At 55.6% G+C, this 16,364-nt stretch carries 12 protein-coding genes, 6 tRNA genes, 3 rRNA genes and 1 pseudogene; 20 read left to right on the top strand and 2 right to left on the bottom strand.

Features of this window, described 5'->3' with window-relative positions; all coding sequences use genetic code 11:
• Positions 1 to 8: 8 nt before the first annotated feature.
• Positions 9 to 665 carry a TetR/AcrR family transcriptional regulator gene (locus tag LN139_RS19145; RefSeq protein ID WP_236355623.1) on the bottom strand — a complete coding sequence of 219 codons (657 nt, stop codon included), beginning with the start codon at positions 663 to 665 and terminating at the stop codon, positions 9 to 11.
• An 80-nt stretch (positions 666 to 745) separates the two neighbouring features.
• The gene (locus LN139_RS19140; RefSeq protein WP_236355622.1) at positions 746 to 1,660 is read right to left on the bottom strand and encodes a LysR family transcriptional regulator; all 915 of its coding nucleotides are present in this window, start codon (positions 1,658 to 1,660) and stop codon (positions 746 to 748) included.
• A 107-nt stretch (positions 1,661 to 1,767) separates the two neighbouring features.
• On the opposite strand from LN139_RS19140, the gene LN139_RS19135 reads away from it, so the two are divergent.
• From LN139_RS19135 to rplL, 20 genes and pseudogenes are all read left to right on the top strand, one after another.
• Positions 1,768 to 3,114, top strand: a complete 1,347-nt coding sequence (locus LN139_RS19135; protein WP_236355621.1) for an aspartate aminotransferase family protein — start codon at positions 1,768 to 1,770, stop codon at positions 3,112 to 3,114.
• A gap of 548 nt (positions 3,115 to 3,662) precedes the next feature.
• A 16S ribosomal RNA gene (locus tag LN139_RS19130) occupies positions 3,663 to 5,201 on the top strand.
• Positions 5,202 to 5,275: 74 nt separating this feature from the next.
• A tRNA-Ile gene (locus LN139_RS19125) sits at positions 5,276 to 5,352 on the top strand.
• A 5-nt stretch (positions 5,353 to 5,357) separates the two neighbouring features.
• Positions 5,358 to 5,433: transfer RNA gene (locus tag LN139_RS19120), tRNA-Ala, on the top strand.
• 220 nt (positions 5,434 to 5,653) lie between these two features.
• Positions 5,654 to 8,543: ribosomal RNA gene (locus LN139_RS19115) — 23S ribosomal RNA — on the top strand.
• 130 nt (positions 8,544 to 8,673) lie between these two features.
• Positions 8,674 to 8,790 (top strand): 5S ribosomal RNA (gene rrf, locus LN139_RS19110).
• Together the 16S, 23S and 5S rRNA genes with 2 tRNA genes alongside form the textbook arrangement of a ribosomal RNA operon.
• A 146-nt stretch (positions 8,791 to 8,936) precedes the next feature.
• Positions 8,937 to 9,893, top strand: coding sequence for a bifunctional biotin--[acetyl-CoA-carboxylase] ligase/biotin operon repressor BirA (gene birA / locus LN139_RS19105; protein ID WP_236355620.1), 957 nt, complete (start codon positions 8,937 to 8,939; stop codon positions 9,891 to 9,893).
• Positions 9,883 to 10,628: pseudogene (locus tag LN139_RS19100) on the top strand (pantothenate kinase). The gene birA and the pseudogene LN139_RS19100 overlap by 11 nt, the downstream one beginning before the upstream one ends.
• A 7-nt stretch (positions 10,629 to 10,635) precedes the next feature.
• Positions 10,636 to 11,064, top strand: a complete 429-nt coding sequence (locus LN139_RS19095) for a hypothetical protein (RefSeq protein ID WP_236355619.1) — start codon at positions 10,636 to 10,638, stop codon at positions 11,062 to 11,064.
• Positions 11,065 to 11,196: 132 nt separating this feature from the next.
• Positions 11,197 to 11,281: transfer RNA gene (locus LN139_RS19090), tRNA-Tyr, on the top strand.
• A 23-nt stretch (positions 11,282 to 11,304) separates the two neighbouring features.
• Positions 11,305 to 11,378 (top strand) — tRNA-Gly (locus LN139_RS19085).
• 26 nt (positions 11,379 to 11,404) lie between these two features.
• Positions 11,405 to 11,480: transfer RNA gene (locus LN139_RS19080), tRNA-Thr, on the top strand.
• 81 nt (positions 11,481 to 11,561) lie between these two features.
• On the top strand, positions 11,562 to 12,755 hold the full coding sequence (gene tuf, locus LN139_RS19075; protein ID WP_236355610.1) for an elongation factor Tu: 1,194 nt from the start codon (positions 11,562 to 11,564) through the stop codon (positions 12,753 to 12,755).
• Positions 12,756 to 12,808: 53 nt separating this feature from the next.
• A tRNA-Trp gene (locus LN139_RS19070) sits at positions 12,809 to 12,884 on the top strand.
• A 46-nt stretch (positions 12,885 to 12,930) separates the two neighbouring features.
• Complete coding sequence (gene secE / locus LN139_RS19065) at positions 12,931 to 13,299, top strand: preprotein translocase subunit SecE (RefSeq protein WP_236355618.1); 369 nt, start codon at positions 12,931 to 12,933, stop codon at positions 13,297 to 13,299.
• A 9-nt stretch (positions 13,300 to 13,308) separates the two neighbouring features.
• Entirely contained in the window at positions 13,309 to 13,842 is a 534-nt protein-coding gene (gene nusG, locus LN139_RS19060; protein WP_097089743.1) for a transcription termination/antitermination protein NusG, read from the top strand.
• Between the two features lie 120 nt (positions 13,843 to 13,962).
• Positions 13,963 to 14,394 (top strand): 50S ribosomal protein L11, encoded by a 432-nt coding sequence (gene rplK / locus LN139_RS19055; protein WP_236355617.1) that lies wholly within the window; start codon positions 13,963 to 13,965, stop codon positions 14,392 to 14,394.
• Positions 14,394 to 15,089, top strand: coding sequence for a 50S ribosomal protein L1 (gene rplA, locus LN139_RS19050; RefSeq protein WP_236355616.1), 696 nt, complete (start codon positions 14,394 to 14,396; stop codon positions 15,087 to 15,089). The genes rplK and rplA overlap by 1 nt, the downstream gene beginning before the upstream one ends.
• Before the next feature lie 193 nt (positions 15,090 to 15,282).
• Positions 15,283 to 15,783, top strand: coding sequence for a 50S ribosomal protein L10 (gene rplJ, locus LN139_RS19045; RefSeq protein WP_236355615.1), 501 nt, complete (start codon positions 15,283 to 15,285; stop codon positions 15,781 to 15,783).
• A gap of 75 nt (positions 15,784 to 15,858) precedes the next feature.
• Positions 15,859 to 16,227: a 50S ribosomal protein L7/L12 gene (gene rplL, locus LN139_RS19040; protein WP_236355614.1), complete on the top strand. Its 369-nt coding sequence runs from the start codon at positions 15,859 to 15,861 to the stop codon at positions 16,225 to 16,227.
• The last annotated feature ends 137 nt before the right edge of the window (positions 16,228 to 16,364 follow it).

Below are 16,364 nucleotides of genomic sequence, written 5' to 3'. Positions count from 1 at the left end.
CTGGGCGTTCAGGGTTGCGGCGCCCTGATACCACATCCTTTGAGCACGATGTGAATCAGGTTGTCAGTGGCGATGTTGAAGTCGTGCCGGCTCAAGCGCTTGCTGCCGGTGATCTGGCAAATCTGCGTGGTGAAGTCGGCGTAGTGCTGTGTGCTGCTCCAGATCAGGAAAATCAGGTGGATCGGGTCGACCGGGTCCATCTGTCCGCTGGCGATCCAGTGTTCGAACACTGCTGCGCGGCCGCGAAACCACTCGCGGTAATCCGCTCCGAAATGTTCGCTCAGGTAAAGGCCGCCGCTGATGACTTCCAGCGCGAAGACGCGCGAGGCCTCCGGATGCTGGCGGGAAAACGCCATTTTGGCGCGAATATAGTTCCCCAGGGCCTCGCCGGGGTCATCCGATGCACGAAGGTGGTTGAAGCTGCTTTCCCATAGCTCCAGTACGTTGCGCAGCACCGCGATATACAGCTCGAGCTTGGTACTGAAGTAATAGTGCAGGTTGGCCTTCGGCAGCCCGGCATTGAGTGCGATGGTGTTCATGCTGGTGCCTTTGAAGCCGTGGCAGGCGAATTCCTGTTCGGCTGCGCGCAAGATGGCGGCCTGGTTCTTCTGGCGGATACGTGAAGCAGGTTTGGCAGTATCAGGGGTTTCGTGGCTGGCGGGCATGCGTGTGAGTCCGTCGCGTTCAGTGAGTGCGTTGATAGTTCAGGCGCAGTGCATGAGCAAGGCCGAGCGGCTGCACGATGTCATCGGGCCTGGCTCAGGCTTTCGATGAAGCTTTCCAGCACCAGGTTCGGCCGGCGACCTTTGCGGGTCACCCACGCCAGGTTCAGGTCATGGAACCGCTGGCTGGGCTTGAGCGCGCGCAGCCGGCCTTGTTGCACCCAGCTTTGCGCGTAGTGGTCAGGGAGGTAGCCAATGTACCGGCCGGTCAAGATGAGAAACGCCATGCCTTCTCGGTCGGAGGCGCTGGCGGTGCAATTCAAGCGCTGGTAACTGGCCTGAACATCGGCAGGGAGGCGAAAGGTCGGAGCGATGGCATCCTGGCTGTCCAGGCGGGCCTCTTCTATATAAGTGTCGTCGGCATAGAACAACGGATGGCCTACGGCGCAATAAAGCAGAGAGCGCTCGCTATACAGCGTCTGATACTCAAGGCCGGGAAGCGGGCTTGCCTGAGGCACCACGCCAATGTTGAGGCTGCCGTCGAGCACGCCTTGTTCGACCTGATTGGGGGCGATCATGCGGATCTGGATGCGCACGTCCGGGCCGCGATCTTTCAACTGGGCCAGGGCATGGGTGATGCGCATGTGGGGCACGGTGACCAGGTTGTCGGTCAGGCCGATGTTCAGCTCTCCGCGCAGGTGCTGGTGCAGGCCGTTGACTTCTGTGCGGAAGGTTTCCATCGCACCCAGCAGGCGCAGTGAAGATTGATAAACCTCTCGGCCCTCCTCTGTCAGCGAAAAACCAGCCCTGCCGCGTTGGCACAAGCGCAGGCCCAGGCGCTGCTCCAGGTCACTCATCTGCTGGCTGATCGCCGAGCGGCCTATGCCCAGCACGTTCTCTGCTGCGGAAAAGCCACCGCTTTCGACCACACTGCGAAAGACCCGCAGCAGGCGGATGTCGAAGTCGCTGACCTGGGCAAGAGTCTCTCGACGGCTCATTGTTTAGTTCTCGCCGGAATGAGGATAGGTAAAACAGCCTTTTCGAGACTTTAGCCGCGTGCCAACGTAGGCGGCAACAACAAACGCTGTCGACTCGAGGGCTTGAGATGAACATGCTGGAAAATGCACCCCAAGGGCTGGCCAGCCAGCTGAAGCTGGACGCGCACTGGATGCCTTATACGGCCAACCGTAACTTCCAGCGTGACCCGCGCCTGATCGTGGCGGCTCATGAGCGGCACCTTGTCGATGATCGCGGCCGCAAGATCTATGACAGCCTCTCGGGCCTGTGGACTTGCGGCGCTGGCCATACCCGAAAGGAAATCCAGGAAGCGGTAGCGAAGCAATTGGGTGTGCTCGACTATTCGCCTGCCTTTCAATATGGGCATCCGCTGTCGTTCCAGCTGGCGGAAAAGATCACCTCTCTCACGCCTGGCAATCTCAATCACGTCTTTTATACCAACTCGGGCTCCGAATGCGCCGACACGGCGCTGAAGATGGTCAAGGCGTACTGGCGCCTCAAAGGCCATGCGTCCAAGACCAAGATCATCGGCCGGGCACGCGGCTACCATGGCGTCAACATTGCGGGCACCAGCCTGGGCGGGGTCAATGGCAACCGCAAGATGTTCGGGCAACTGCTGGACGTGGATCACATTCCTCATACGCTCTTGCCTGGCAACGCCTTCTCCAAGGGAATGCCAGAGGAGGGCGGTATCGCCCTGGCCGATGAGTTGCTCAAGCGCATCGAGCTTCACGATGCATCCAATATCGCGGCGCTGATCGTGGAGCCAATGGCCGGATCGGCTGGTGTGCTGCCGCCCCCGAAGGGCTACCTCAAGCGGCTGCGTGAGATCTGCGATCAGCACAATATCCTGTTGATCTTCGATGAAGTCATTACCGGGTTTGGCCGCACGGGTACTTTATTCGGCGCCGAAACCTTCGGTGTGACGCCGGACCTGATGTGCATTGCCAAGCAGGTCACCAACGGTGCAATTCCCATGGGGGCGGTTATCGCTACCAGCGAGATCTATCAGACCTTCATGAGTCAACCCACGCCGGAGTACGCCGTGGAATTCCCGCACGGCTACACCTACTCGGCGCATCCGGTTGCCTGCGCGGCCGGGATCGCAGCCCTGGATATCCTGTTGAACGAGCAATTGGTTCAGGCTGCTGCCGCGTTGGCACCGGACTTCGAGCGTCACCTGCATGGCGTGAAGGGGGCAGCGAACATAGTGGATATCCGCAACTTCGGCCTGGCGGGTGCGATCCAGCTGGCGCCGCGCGATGGCGACGCCATCGTGCGACCGTTCGAGGCTGCCATGAAGTTGTGGGACAAAGGCTTCTATGTACGTTACGGCGGCGACACGCTGCAGTTCGGGCCGATGTTCAATGCGACTGCTGCAGAGATGGCAACACTGTTCGATGCGGTGGGCGAAGCGCTCAATCAGGTCAGCTGATAGGCGTTATACCGGGCAATAAAGCTATTGCCCGGTTATTTCGAAATAAGTGTTGACGGCGTTTCCAATCCCCTTATAATGCGCCCCACTTCCAGCGACAACGGAACGCGAAACTCCTTGAGATTCAACGAGTTAGCGATTTTGGAGCGGTTGGAGGGGCTTCAGTCTCCGGATTGAATGCGGTGAAAAAGGTGGTTGACAGCAGGTTGTAACGCTGTAGAATTCGCCTCCCGCTTCAAGAGGTAGCGAAGCGAGTCAAGTGGTTGATGTTTCAAAGGTTTTAACGAAAACTTCTGAAAATAAACGCTTGACACGAAATGAGGAAAGCGTAGAATGCGCGCCTCGGTTGAGACGAAAGAATCAACCAACCGCTCTTTAACAACTGAATCAAGCAATTCGTGTGGGTGCTTGTGAGTTGGACTGATGGTCAACAGATTATCAGCCTCACAATGACTCATACGAGAATTCGAATGAGTTTTTCTTCGTTATACGAAGATTGCGATGGCTGAGCCAAGTTTAGGGTTTTCTCAAAACCCAAAAGCAGTATTGAACTGAAGAGTTTGATCATGGCTCAGATTGAACGCTGGCGGCAGGCCTAACACATGCAAGTCGAGCGGCAGCACGGGAGCTTGCTCCTGGTGGCGAGCGGCGGACGGGTGAGTAATGCCTAGGAATCTGCCTGATAGTGGGGGATAACGACCGGAAACGGTCGCTAATACCGCGTACGTCCTACGGGAGAAAGTGGGGGATCTTCGGACCTCACGCTATCAGATGAGCCTAGGTCGGATTAGCTAGTTGGTGAGGTAATGGCTCACCAAGGCGACGATCCGTAACTGGTCTGAGAGGATGATCAGTCACACTGGAACTGAGACACGGTCCAGACTCCTACGGGAGGCAGCAGTGGGGAATATTGGACAATGGGCGAAAGCCTGATCCAGCCATGCCGCGTGTGTGAAGAAGGTCTTCGGATTGTAAAGCACTTTAAGTTGGGAGGAAGGGCTGTAGGTTAATACCTTGCAGTTTTGACGTTACCGACAGAATAAGCACCGGCTAACTCTGTGCCAGCAGCCGCGGTAATACAGAGGGTGCAAGCGTTAATCGGAATTACTGGGCGTAAAGCGCGCGTAGGTGGTTTGCCAAGTTGAATGTGAAATCCCCGGGCTCAACCTGGGAACTGCATCCAAAACTGGCAGGCTAGAGTATGGTAGAGGGTGGTGGAATTTCCTGTGTAGCGGTGAAATGCGTAGATATAGGAAGGAACATCAGTGGCGAAGGCGACCACCTGGACTGATACTGACACTGAGGTGCGAAAGCGTGGGGAGCAAACAGGATTAGATACCCTGGTAGTCCACGCCGTAAACGATGTCAACTAGCCGTTGGGGTCCTTGAGACTTTAGTGGCGCAGCTAACGCATTAAGTTGACCGCCTGGGGAGTACGGCCGCAAGGTTAAAACTCAAATGAATTGACGGGGGCCCGCACAAGCGGTGGAGCATGTGGTTTAATTCGAAGCAACGCGAAGAACCTTACCAGGCCTTGACATGCAGAGAACTTTCCAGAGATGGATCGGTGCCTTCGGGAACTCTGACACAGGTGCTGCATGGCTGTCGTCAGCTCGTGTCGTGAGATGTTGGGTTAAGTCCCGTAACGAGCGCAACCCTTGTCCTTAGTTACCAGCACGTTAAGGTGGGCACTCTAAGGAGACTGCCGGTGACAAACCGGAGGAAGGTGGGGATGACGTCAAGTCATCATGGCCCTTACGGCCTGGGCTACACACGTGCTACAATGGTCGGTACAGAGGGTTGCCAAGCCGCGAGGTGGAGCTAATCTCACAAAACCGATCGTAGTCCGGATCGCAGTCTGCAACTCGACTGCGTGAAGTCGGAATCGCTAGTAATCGCGAATCAGAATGTCGCGGTGAATACGTTCCCGGGCCTTGTACACACCGCCCGTCACACCATGGGAGTGGGTTGCACCAGAAGTAGCTAGTCTAACCTTCGGGAGGACGGTTACCACGGTGTGATTCATGACTGGGGTGAAGTCGTAACAAGGTAGCCGTAGGGGAACCTGCGGCTGGATCACCTCCTTAATCGACGACCCAGCCACTCATGAGCACCCACACGAATTGCTTGATTCGATTGTAAAGACGATTAGACCCTATATAGGTCTGTAGCTCAGTTGGTTAGAGCGCACCCCTGATAAGGGTGAGGTCGGCAGTTCAAATCTGCCCAGACCTACCAGTTTAGGGGCCATAGCTCAGCTGGGAGAGCGCCTGCCTTGCACGCAGGAGGTCAGCGGTTCGATCCCGCTTGGCTCCACCATGTCCCTTGTGAGAATACAGAAATCAATGTTCGTATCGAACCTTGCTTTCTGGTTTTTCCAGAATCGTTCTTTAAAAATTTAGGTATGTGATAGAAATTGACTGAAGCTGTGCTTTCACTGGCACAGTTCAGGTCAAGGTAAAATTTGTGAGTATCTACTTGCGGATTTTCGGCGAATGTCGTCTTCACTCATACAGCCTCAGATTGTTTGGGGTTATATGGTCAAGTGAAGAAGCGCATACGGTGGATGCCTTGGCAGTCAGAGGCGATGAAAGACGTGATAGCCTGCGATAAGCTCCGGGGAGTCGGCAAATAGACTGCGATCCGGAGATCTCTGAATGGGGGAACCCACCTAGGATAACCTAGGTATCTTGTACTGAATCCATAGGTGCAAGAGGCGAACCAGGGGAACTGAAACATCTAAGTACCCTGAGGAATAGAAATCAACCGAGATTCCCTTAGTAGTGGCGAGCGAACGGGGACCAGCCCTTAAGCTGTATCGAGATTAGTGGAACGCTCTGGAAAGTGCGGCCATAGTGGGTGATAGCCCCGTACACGAAAATCTCTTTGCAGTGAAATCGAGTAGGACGGAGCACGAGAAACTTTGTCTGAACATGGGGGGACCATCCTCCAAGGCTAAATACTACTGACTGACCGATAGTGAACCAGTACCGTGAGGGAAAGGCGAAAAGAACCCCGGAGAGGGGAGTGAAATAGAACCTGAAACCGTATGCGTACAAGCAGTGGGAGCAGACTTTGTTCTGTGACTGCGTACCTTTTGTATAATGGGTCAGCGACTTATATTCAGTGGCGAGCTTAACCGAATAGGGGAGGCGTAGCGAAAGCGAGTCTTAATAGGGCGTTTAGTCGCTGGGTATAGACCCGAAACCGGGCGATCTATCCATGGGCAGGTTGAAGGTTAGGTAACACTGACTGGAGGACCGAACCGACTACCGTTGAAAAGTTAGCGGATGACCTGTGGATCGGAGTGAAAGGCTAATCAAGCTCGGAGATAGCTGGTTCTCCTCGAAAGCTATTTAGGTAGCGCCTCATGTATCACTGTAGGGGGTAGAGCACTGTTTCGGCTAGGGGGTCATCCCGACTTACCAAACCGATGCAAACTCCGAATACCTACAAGTGCCGAGCATGGGAGACACACGGCGGGTGCTAACGTCCGTCGTGAAAAGGGAAACAACCCAGACCGTCAGCTAAGGTCCCAAAATCCTGGTTAAGTGGGAAACGATGTGGGAAGGCTTAGACAGCTAGGAGGTTGGCTTAGAAGCAGCCACCCTTTAAAGAAAGCGTAATAGCTCACTAGTCGAGTCGGCCTGCGCGGAAGATGTAACGGGGCTCAAACCAGGTACCGAAGCTACGGGTGTCACTTAGGTGACGCGGTAGAGGAGCGTTCTGTAAGCCTGTGAAGGTGAGTTGAGAAGCTTGCTGGAGGTATCAGAAGTGCGAATGCTGACATGAGTAACGACAATGGGAGTGAAAAACTCCCACGCCGAAAGACCAAGGTTTCCTGCGCAACGTTAATCGACGCAGGGTTAGTCGGTCCCTAAGGCGAGGCTGAAAAGCGTAGTCGATGGAAAACAGGTTAATATTCCTGTACTTCCGGTTATTGCGATGGAGGGACGGAGAAGGCTAGGCCAGCTTGGCGTTGGTTGTCCAAGTTTAAGGTGGTAGGCCGAACACTTAGGCAAATCCGGGTGTTCAAGGCCGAGAGCTGATGACGAGCGCTCCTAGAGTGCGAAGTGGTCGATGCCATGCTTCCAGGAAAAGCTTCTAAGCTTCAGATAACCGGGAACCGTACCCCAAACCGACACAGGTGGTTGGGTAGAGAATACCAAGGCGCTTGAGAGAACTCGGGTGAAGGAACTAGGCAAAATGGCACCGTAACTTCGGGAGAAGGTGCGCCGGCCAGGGTGAAGCATTTACTGCGTAAGCCCCGGCTGGTCGAAGATACCAGGCCGCTGCGACTGTTTATTAAAAACACAGCACTCTGCAAACACGAAAGTGGACGTATAGGGTGTGACGCCTGCCCGGTGCCGGAAGGTTAATTGATGGGGTTAGCGCAAGCGAAGCTCTTGATCGAAGCCCCGGTAAACGGCGGCCGTAACTATAACGGTCCTAAGGTAGCGAAATTCCTTGTCGGGTAAGTTCCGACCTGCACGAATGGCGTAACGATGGCGGCGCTGTCTCCACCCGAGACTCAGTGAAATTGAAATCGCTGTGAAGATGCAGTGTATCCGCGGCTAGACGGAAAGACCCCGTGAACCTTTACTATAGCTTTGCACTGGACTTTGAGCTTGCTTGTGTAGGATAGGTGGGAGGCTTTGAAGCGTGAACGCCAGTTTGCGTGGAGCCAACCTTGAAATACCACCCTGGCAACCTTGAGGTTCTAACTCAGGTCCGTCATCCGGATCGAGGACAGTGTATGGTGGGTAGTTTGACTGGGGCGGTCTCCTCCCAAAGAGTAACGGAGGAGTACGAAGGTGCGCTCAGACCGGTCGGAAATCGGTCGTAGAGTATAAAGGCAAAAGCGCGCTTGACTGCGAGACCCACACGTCGAGCAGGTACGAAAGTAGGTCTTAGTGATCCGGTGGTTCTGTATGGAAGGGCCATCGCTCAACGGATAAAAGGTACTCCGGGGATAACAGGCTGATACCGCCCAAGAGTTCATATCGACGGCGGTGTTTGGCACCTCGATGTCGGCTCATCACATCCTGGGGCTGAAGCCGGTCCCAAGGGTATGGCTGTTCGCCATTTAAAGTGGTACGCGAGCTGGGTTTAGAACGTCGTGAGACAGTTCGGTCCCTATCTGCCGTGGACGTTTGAGATTTGAGAGGGGCTGCTCCTAGTACGAGAGGACCGGAGTGGACGAACCTCTGGTGTTCCGGTTGTCACGCCAGTGGCATTGCCGGGTAGCTATGTTCGGAAGAGATAACCGCTGAAAGCATCTAAGCGGGAAACTTGCCTCAAGATGAGATCTCACTGGGATCCAGAATCCCCTGAAGGGCCGTCGAAGACTACGACGTTGATAGGTGGGGTGTGTAAGCGCTGTGAGGCGTTGAGCTAACCCATACTAATTGCCCGTGAGGCTTGACCATATAACACCCAAGCAATCTGCCAAGCGCAGATGCGGTGGTGAAGCGACACAGCCGAAAATGCGCATCGATACACACAAACATCACATACCTGAATTCGCTGCAACGCTCAGGCGCGGCAGCTACCGAATTTCTTGACGACCATAGAGCGTTGGCACCACCTGATCCCATCCCGAAACTCAGCAGTGAAACGACGCATCGCCGATGGTAGTGTGGGGTTTCCCCATGTGAGAGTAGGTCATCGTCAAGATTCAAACCCGCAGAACCCCAATCGTGAAAACGATTGGGGTTTTGTCTTTTGGGCGTTGAAAAGTGCGGTTTCATCCGCTGTACAGTGCTTTGCAATGCGCACGTCGGTGGCTATCATTCGGGCCGGATTCCAAGGCAGGTTCAGGCATGCTGGCGTTGTTGAGATTATTGGCTGACGGCCGCTTCCATTCGGGTGAGGCGCTAGGGCGAGCTCTTGGAGTAAGCCGTAGTGCTGTGTGGAAGCAATTGCAGCAGTTGGAGGCCGAATACCAGATACCCGTCTATAAGGTGCGAGGGAAAGGGTATCAGCTTGCTTCTCCCCTACATCTATTGGATGAGGCCGTGCTCCAAGGTGCGCTGGGCGAGCAGGGCGTGGCCGTTGAGGTGCATACCATCCTGGATTCCACTAATGCGGAAGTGCTGCGGCAGGTTGCTGCCCACCGTGCCATGCCTCTGTTGGTCCTGGCGGAGGCGCAAAGTGCAGGTCGGGGGCGCCGTGGTCGGCAATGGGTAAGCCCGTTTGGGCAAAATCTCTATTTCAGTATGGGATTACGCATTGAGGGCGGAATGCGTAGGCTGGAGGCGTTGAGCCTGGTAGCCGGCCTGGCAGTACTCAAGCTCGTCCGCGAATATGGCATCGATGCAGGCCTTAAATGGCCGAACGACGTGCTGTGCGATGGTAAAAAGGTGGCAGGCATTCTCCTCGAGCTGGTCGGCGACCCTGCGGATGTTTGCCACGTTGTCCTGGGCATTGGTATTAACGTCAATATGTGCGCCGCAGAGGCCATTGATCAAGCCTGGACTTCTTTGCAATTAGCCTCGGCGAAGTCGATTGATCGGAACCAGTTGGTGCAAGCGCTCTGTCGCCACCTGCTGGGCTATCTGAAACTGCATAGCGACTACGGGTTTGCAGGGCTGCAGGCTGAGTGGGAATCGAACCATCTCTGGCAAGGCCGCTCCGTGCAGCTCGCTTCAGGGGGGCTGCAAGTTTCAGGTGTGGCGCTTGGTGTGGACGCTCAAGGTGGATTGCGCCTGGAGGTGAACGGCGTGGAGCAGGTGTTCAGTGGTGGAGAGTTGAGCTTGAGGCTGAGCCATGATTCTTGAGCTCGATTGCGGAAACAGTTTTGTTAAGTGGAGAGTACTGGCAGCTGATAGCTCAGTGGTGGGTGCGGGTGCGGTGGAAAGCAATAACGAGCTTCTCCACGTGCTCAGTGCGGCCAGTGATGTGCATCTGCGCGTGTGCCGGGTGGTGAGTGTGCGTAACGAGGAGGAGACCCGCAAACTAACCGATCTGGTGGAGTCTGCCTTTTCCATTCCCACGCACTTGGCGATCCCTGCACAAGAATGTGCCGGCGTGCAAAATGGCTACGATGATTATCACCGGCTGGGCATGGATCGTTGGGTTGCAATTCTGGGTGCCTATGCGCAAGCGGGTGGCCCGTGCGTTGTCATCGACTTTGGCACTGCAGTCACTTCTGATTTTGTCGATGCCGATGGGCAGCACCTTGGTGGTTACATTTGCCCTGGTTTGCCCCTCATGCGAAGCCAGCTGCGTACACATACGCGGCGTATTCGATACGATGATGACTCGGCCAATACAGCCAAGGCTCGTCTTGCTCCTGGTACGGCAACTGTGCAAGCGGTCGAGCGCGGTTGTGTGCTTATGCTCCGAGGTTTCGTCGCCACCCAAGTCGAGCAGGCGAGGATGTTGTCGGGTGCGGATTACCGCCTTTTTCTCACAGGGGGGATGCCGCTTTGGTAAGTGATGTCGCCCCCGATGCCCGCTACATTCCGGATCTGGTATTCAAAGGGCTGGCCATCGCTTGCCCTTTGTCCTGAGGTGCTCATGCGTTGGTTGTTTTTGCTACTGCTGGTTCTGAACATTTTCTATTTCGGATGGAGCCAACTGGAGGCACCCGTTCGACCCAAGGAAATCACTTCTCTGATGCCAAAGCGTAACGGAGCAGGTGATATCCGCCTTTTGAGCGAAGCCTCTACACCCGCAAGCCCTCAGCCTCGTGGGCAGTCGTGTTTGTTTCTTGGGGGGTATTCCACGGCTGCTCACTTGGAGGTGCTGGCCGGGCGGCTCAAAAGTGCACGAGTTGAGGCGTCGGTTTACCAGGCGCAGGAAGGCGCTGCCCACCTGTATTGGTTGCGTGTGGCGCCTGCCAGCAGGGAAGTGGTCGATGATGCATCGCTTTCGGAGGTGGCCGGCGATATCAAAGACTTGAAACGGAAAATAATGCCGTGCGAGGGCATTGCAACTCCCGAATAAGTTGAATAGAATAGCGCCCGCTTCACAGGGATAAGCAACACTGTAAAGCACTGTCGTAATCGCTAACCTCAAGATTTTAATGAGAAAAAGCTTGACAGCAGGGTGGAGTAGGTTAAAATGCCGCCCACGTTCGGAGGGGTTCCCGAGCGGCCAAAGGGATCAGACTGTAAATCTGACGTCTTCGACTTCGAAGGTTCGAATCCTTCCCCCTCCACCATTTTAGCGAGAGCTGCAGGCTCCGCGGGTATAGTTTAGTGGTAGAACCTCAGCCTTCCAAGCTGATGATGCGGGTTCGATTCCCGCTACCCGCTCCAAGTTTGCTGTTGTTGCACAGTGTTATGCTCTTGTAGCTCAGTTGGTAGAGCACACCCTTGGTAAGGGTGAGGTCAGCGGTTCAAATCCGCTCAAGAGCTCCACTTTTGCAGAGGCAGATATGAAAATATCTGCCTTTGTTTTATCAGGTGATTCGCTTAAATCTTCCCGCGGAGATCGAATAGATGGCTAAGGAAAAGTTCGAACGGAATAAGCCGCACGTCAACGTCGGCACCATCGGTCACGTTGACCATGGCAAGACCACGCTGACCGCAGCGCTGACTCGCGTTTGCTCCGAGGTTTTCGGTTCCGCCAAGGTTGACTTCGACAAGATCGACAGCGCCCCGGAAGAGAAGGCTCGTGGTATCACCATCAACACCGCGCACGTTGAGTACGACTCTGCCGTACGTCACTATGCGCACGTTGACTGCCCGGGTCACGCCGACTACGTCAAGAACATGATCACCGGTGCTGCGCAGATGGACGGCGCGATTCTGGTTTGCTCGGCCGCCGATGGTCCGATGCCTCAGACCCGTGAGCACATCCTGCTGTCCCGTCAGGTAGGCGTTCCTTACATCGTCGTGTTCCTGAACAAGGCCGACATGGTTGATGACGCTGAGCTGCTGGAGCTGGTCGAGATGGAAGTTCGCGACCTGCTGAGCACCTACGACTTCCCAGGTGACGACACTCCGATCATCATCGGTTCGGCTCTGATGGCCCTGAACGGCCAGGACGACAACGAGATGGGTACTTCGGCTGTCAAGAAGCTGGTCGAGACTCTGGACGTTTACATTCCTGAGCCTGAGCGTGCCATCGACAAGCCGTTCCTGCTGCCGATCGAAGACGTGTTCTCGATCTCCGGCCGCGGTACTGTTGTGACTGGTCGTGTAGAGCGCGGCATCGTCAAGATTCAGGAAGAAGTGGAAATCGTCGGCCTGCGTCCGACCACCAAAACCACTTGCACCGGTGTCGAGATGTTCCGCAAGCTGCTGGACGAAGGCCGTGCTGGCGAGAACTGCGGCGTGCTGCTGCGTGGTACCAAGCGTGACGACGTCGAGCGTGGTCAGGTTCTGGCCAAGCCAGGCTCGATCAAGCCGCACACCAAGTTCGTTGGCGAAGTCTACGTTCTGTCGAAGGAAGAAGGCGGCCGTCATACTCCGTTCTTCAAAGGCTACCGTCCTCAGTTCTACTTCCGTACTACTGACGTGACTGGCGACTGCCAGCTGCCGGAAGGCGTTGAGATGGTCATGCCTGGTGACAACATCCAGATGACTGTCACCCTGATCAAGCCAATCGCCATGGATCAAGGTCTGCGCTTCGCAATTCGCGAAGGCGGCCGTACCGTTGGTGCTGGTGTTGTAGCAAGCGTTGTAGAATAAAGGCTTGTAATGTCTCCATCGGGCCGGCATAATGGCCGGCCTGATTCAGTTTTAGGTCAGTAGCTCAATTGGCAGAGCGACGGTCTCCAAAACCGTAGGTTGGGGGTTCGATTCCCTCCTGGCCTGCCAGATTCACTCTCGGTGGACCTGGCTTTCTTTTCACAGGATTTCCCTAATGACTCCTAAGGCAGAAGCCCAAGACACTCGTTTCGACCTGCTCAAGTGGCTTGCCGTCGTAGCGCTGGTTGTGGTGGGTGTCGTCGGTAATCAGTATTTTGCTGGTTCGCCGCTGCTGTACCGCGTCCTGGGTCTGCTGGTCATTGCTGCTGTTGCCGCTTTTGTAGCGCTTCAGACTGGTAAAGGCAAGTCGTTCTTTACCCTTGTGAAGGAAGCTCGTACCGAGATTCGTAAAGTCGTTTGGCCGACTCGCCAAGAGACTACCCAGACCACCCTGATTGTAGTGGCAGTGGTCTTGATCATGGCTTTGCTGTTGTGGGGTTTGGATTCCCTGCTAGGCTGGCTGGTTTCCTTGATTGTAGGCTAAAGGTGTCTCGTGGCTAAGCGCTGGTACGTTGTTCATGCTTACTCGGGTTACGAGAAGCATGTTATGCGCTCATTGATTGAGCGTGTGAAATTGGCTGGTATGGAAGAAGGCTTTGGCGAAATTCTCGTCCCCACTGAAGAAGTGGTAGAGATGCGCAATGGTCAAAAGCGCAAAAGCGAGCGCAAGTTCTTCCCCGGCTACGTCTTGGTTCAGATGGAAATGAACGAAGGGACTTGGCACTTGGTCAAGGACACCCCTCGTGTCATGGGCTTCATTGGTGGTACTGCCGACAAGCCCGCTCCCATCACCGACAAGGAGGCTGAAGCTATTCTGCGTCGTGTCGCCGACGGTAGCGATAAGCCCAAGCCTAAAACCTTGTTCGAGCCAGGCGAAGTTGTGCGCGTCATCGATGGTCCTTTTGCGGACTTCAATGGCAGCGTCGAAGAGGTTAACTACGAAAAGAGCCGCATTCAGGTTGCAGTGCTCATTTTCGGTCGCTCCACTCCGGTGGAGCTCGAGTTCAGCCAGGTCGAAAAGGTCTGACTGGCGCAGAGGTCCCATACCCCGCAGGCAATGGCTGCGGGGTTTTGTCGTCACTGGGATAAACGAAAGCAAACCGGGGAGCCGCCAGTGCGGCGCTTGAACCCGATAGTGGAGTAGCTCATGGCTAAGAAGATCACGGCTTATATCAAGCTGCAAGTCAAGGCCGGCCAGGCCAACCCTAGCCCACCCGTTGGTCCGGCTCTGGGTCAACATGGCGTGAACATCATGGAATTCTGCAAGGCCTTCAACGCCCGTACCCAAGGTATGGAAGCAGGCCTGCCGACTCCAGTTATCATCACTGTTTACAGTGATCGTAGCTTCACGTTCGAAACCAAAAGTACCCCTGCTTCGGTACTGCTGAAAAAGGCTGCAGGCCTGGCCAGTGGTTCGGCTCGCCCGAATACCGTCAAGGTTGGTACCGTAACTCGCGCCCAGTTGGAAGAGATCGCCAAGACCAAGCAGGCTGATCTCACCGCCGCTGACATGGACGCTGCCGTGCGCACCATCGCCGGCTCTGCCCGCAGCATGGGCCTGAACGTGGAGGGTGTGTAATGGCTAAGCAGACCAAGCGTCAAAAGGCGATCGCCGCCAAGATCGAAGCTGGCAAGCTGTACGGTTTCGAAGAGGCCGCCACTCTTCTGGCTGAGCTGTCCAAGGTCAAGTTCACCGAGTCGTTCGACATCGCCGTGAACCTGGGCGTTGACCCGCGTAAATCCGACCAGGTCGTTCGCAGCGCTACCGTGCTTCCGCATGGCACTGGCAAGACTGTTCGCGTTGCTGTCTTCACTCAGGGCCCGAACGCTGAAGCAGCGTTGGCGGCGGGTGCTGACCGCGTCGGCATGGACGATCTGGCTGCCGAAATGAAAGCCGGCGACCTGAACTATGACGTCGTGATCGCATCGCCTGATGCCATGCGCGTTGTGGGTCAGCTGGGTCAGGTGCTCGGCCCGCGCGGCCTGATGCCTAACCCGAAAGTCGGTACCGTGACCCCTGACGTGGCCACTGCGGTCAAGAACGCCAAGGCTGGTCAGGTTCGCTATCGCACTGACAAGAACGGTATCATTCACACTTCCGTCGGCAAGGTCGGTTTCGAAGCTGACAAGCTGAAGGAAAACGTTGAAGCGCTGATCGCTGATCTCAAGCGTATCAAACCTGCTTCTTCGAAAGGTATCTACATCAAGCGCGTCACCCTGAGCACCACCATGGGCCCAGGCTTGGTCATCGACCAAGGCTCGCTGACCGCTTGATGCAAGGCGGCGCGCATTGCGCGCCGCAACAAGATTGGGGTCCCTGCCTGGCGGGGGCTATCCAAGACCGTAGGCGGCGAAAGCCTTAAACCTACAGCCTACGCAGATGGTGCTCCCGATTCGTTACCGAATCAGACACCAAAACGACATCCGGCCTCGGCTGGATGAAACGGTTAACACCAGGAGTAAACCCGTGGCAATTAAACTCGAAGACAAGAAGGCCATCGTCGCTGAAGTCAACGAGGCTGCCAAAGTCGCTCTGTCTGCTGTCGTGGCCGATGCCCGTGGCGTGACTGTAAGCGCAATGACCGGACTCCGTAAAGAGGCCCGCGAAGCTGGCGTATACGTACGTGTCGTACGTAACACCCTGCTGCGCCGCGCCGTTGATGGCACTGCTTTCAGCAACCTCAATGACGCGTTCAAAGGCCCGACCCTGATTGCATTCTCCAACGAACATCCGGGCGCTGCCGCTCGTATCTTCAAGGCGTTCGCAAAGGGTCAGGACAAGTTCGAGATCAAGGCGGCATCGTTTGAGGGCCAGTTCCTCGCAGCCAATCAGATCGACGTACTGGCAACTCTGCCGACCCGCGACGAAGCCATTTCGCAGCTGATGAGCGTGATTCAAGGCGCTACCAGCAAGCTGGCTCGTACCCTGGCGGCTATTCGCGACCAGAAAGAAGCAAGCGCGGCCTAAGCCTCGCCAACCCTTTCAGTTTATTTGTTTATTGTGATGGCCGAGAAGGCCGTCCCCAATACAGGAATTAGAGTCATGGCTCTGTCTCAAGAAGATATCATCAACGCCGTTTCCGAAATGTCGGTTATGCAAGTCGTTGAGCTGATCAAAGCGATGGAAGAGAAGTTCGGCGTGAGCGCTGCTGCAGCTGTTGCTGCTGGCCCGGCTACCGCTGCTGCCGCTGTTGAAGAGCAAACCGAGTTCAACGTTATTCTGAAAGCCGCTGGCGAGAAGAAAGTTAACGTGATCAAGGCTGTTCGTGAAGCCACCGGTCTGGGCCTGAAAGAAGCCAAGGACATGGTTGACGGCGCTCCTAAAGCCATCAAAGAAGGCGTCTCCAAAGCCGAAGCAGAAGCTCTGCAGAAAGCTCTGGTTGAAGCTGGCGCTGAAGTCGAAGTCAAGTAAGTTTCGACCTTGGAGCAACAGCCTGAGGTTTACGCCCAAGGCTGACGGCTGGTGGCTCGCGCCACCGGCCTTTTTCCGTTACAGCTGCTGCGAGTTCGTGGCGCTGCAACGTGCAAGATCCACCCTTGAGAGGGTGC

This window comes from Pseudomonas sp. KNUC1026 (genome assembly GCF_021650705.1).
GTDB lineage: Bacteria > Pseudomonadota > Gammaproteobacteria > Pseudomonadales > Pseudomonadaceae > Aquipseudomonas.
The sequence above is the reverse complement of the archived record's forward strand: the minus strand, read 5'-3'. Positions and strand labels throughout refer to the sequence as shown.

What these genes read in the sequence shown, in the direction of transcription:
- rplL (WP_236355614.1), top strand. Translation starts at nt 15,859, where the DNA reads ATGGCTCTGTCTCAAGAAGATATCATCAACGCCGTTTCCGAAATGTCG.
- secE (WP_236355618.1), top strand. Translation starts at nt 12,931, where the DNA reads ATGACTCCTAAGGCAGAAGCCCAAGACACTCGTTTCGACCTGCTCAAG.
- LN139_RS19135 (WP_236355621.1), top strand. Translation starts at nt 1,768, where the DNA reads ATGAACATGCTGGAAAATGCACCCCAAGGGCTGGCCAGCCAGCTGAAG.
- rplA (WP_236355616.1), top strand. Translation starts at nt 14,394, where the DNA reads ATGGCTAAGCAGACCAAGCGTCAAAAGGCGATCGCCGCCAAGATCGAA.
- rplK (WP_236355617.1), top strand. Translation starts at nt 13,963, where the DNA reads ATGGCTAAGAAGATCACGGCTTATATCAAGCTGCAAGTCAAGGCCGGC.
- LN139_RS19145 (WP_236355623.1), bottom strand. Translation starts at nt 665, where the DNA reads ATGCCCGCCAGCCACGAAACCCCTGATACTGCCAAACCTGCTTCACGT.
- LN139_RS19140 (WP_236355622.1), bottom strand. Translation starts at nt 1,660, where the DNA reads ATGAGCCGTCGAGAGACTCTTGCCCAGGTCAGCGACTTCGACATCCGC.
- tuf (WP_236355610.1), top strand. Translation starts at nt 11,562, where the DNA reads ATGGCTAAGGAAAAGTTCGAACGGAATAAGCCGCACGTCAACGTCGGC.
- birA (WP_236355620.1), top strand. Translation starts at nt 8,937, where the DNA reads ATGCTGGCGTTGTTGAGATTATTGGCTGACGGCCGCTTCCATTCGGGT.
- LN139_RS19095 (WP_236355619.1), top strand. Translation starts at nt 10,636, where the DNA reads ATGCGTTGGTTGTTTTTGCTACTGCTGGTTCTGAACATTTTCTATTTC.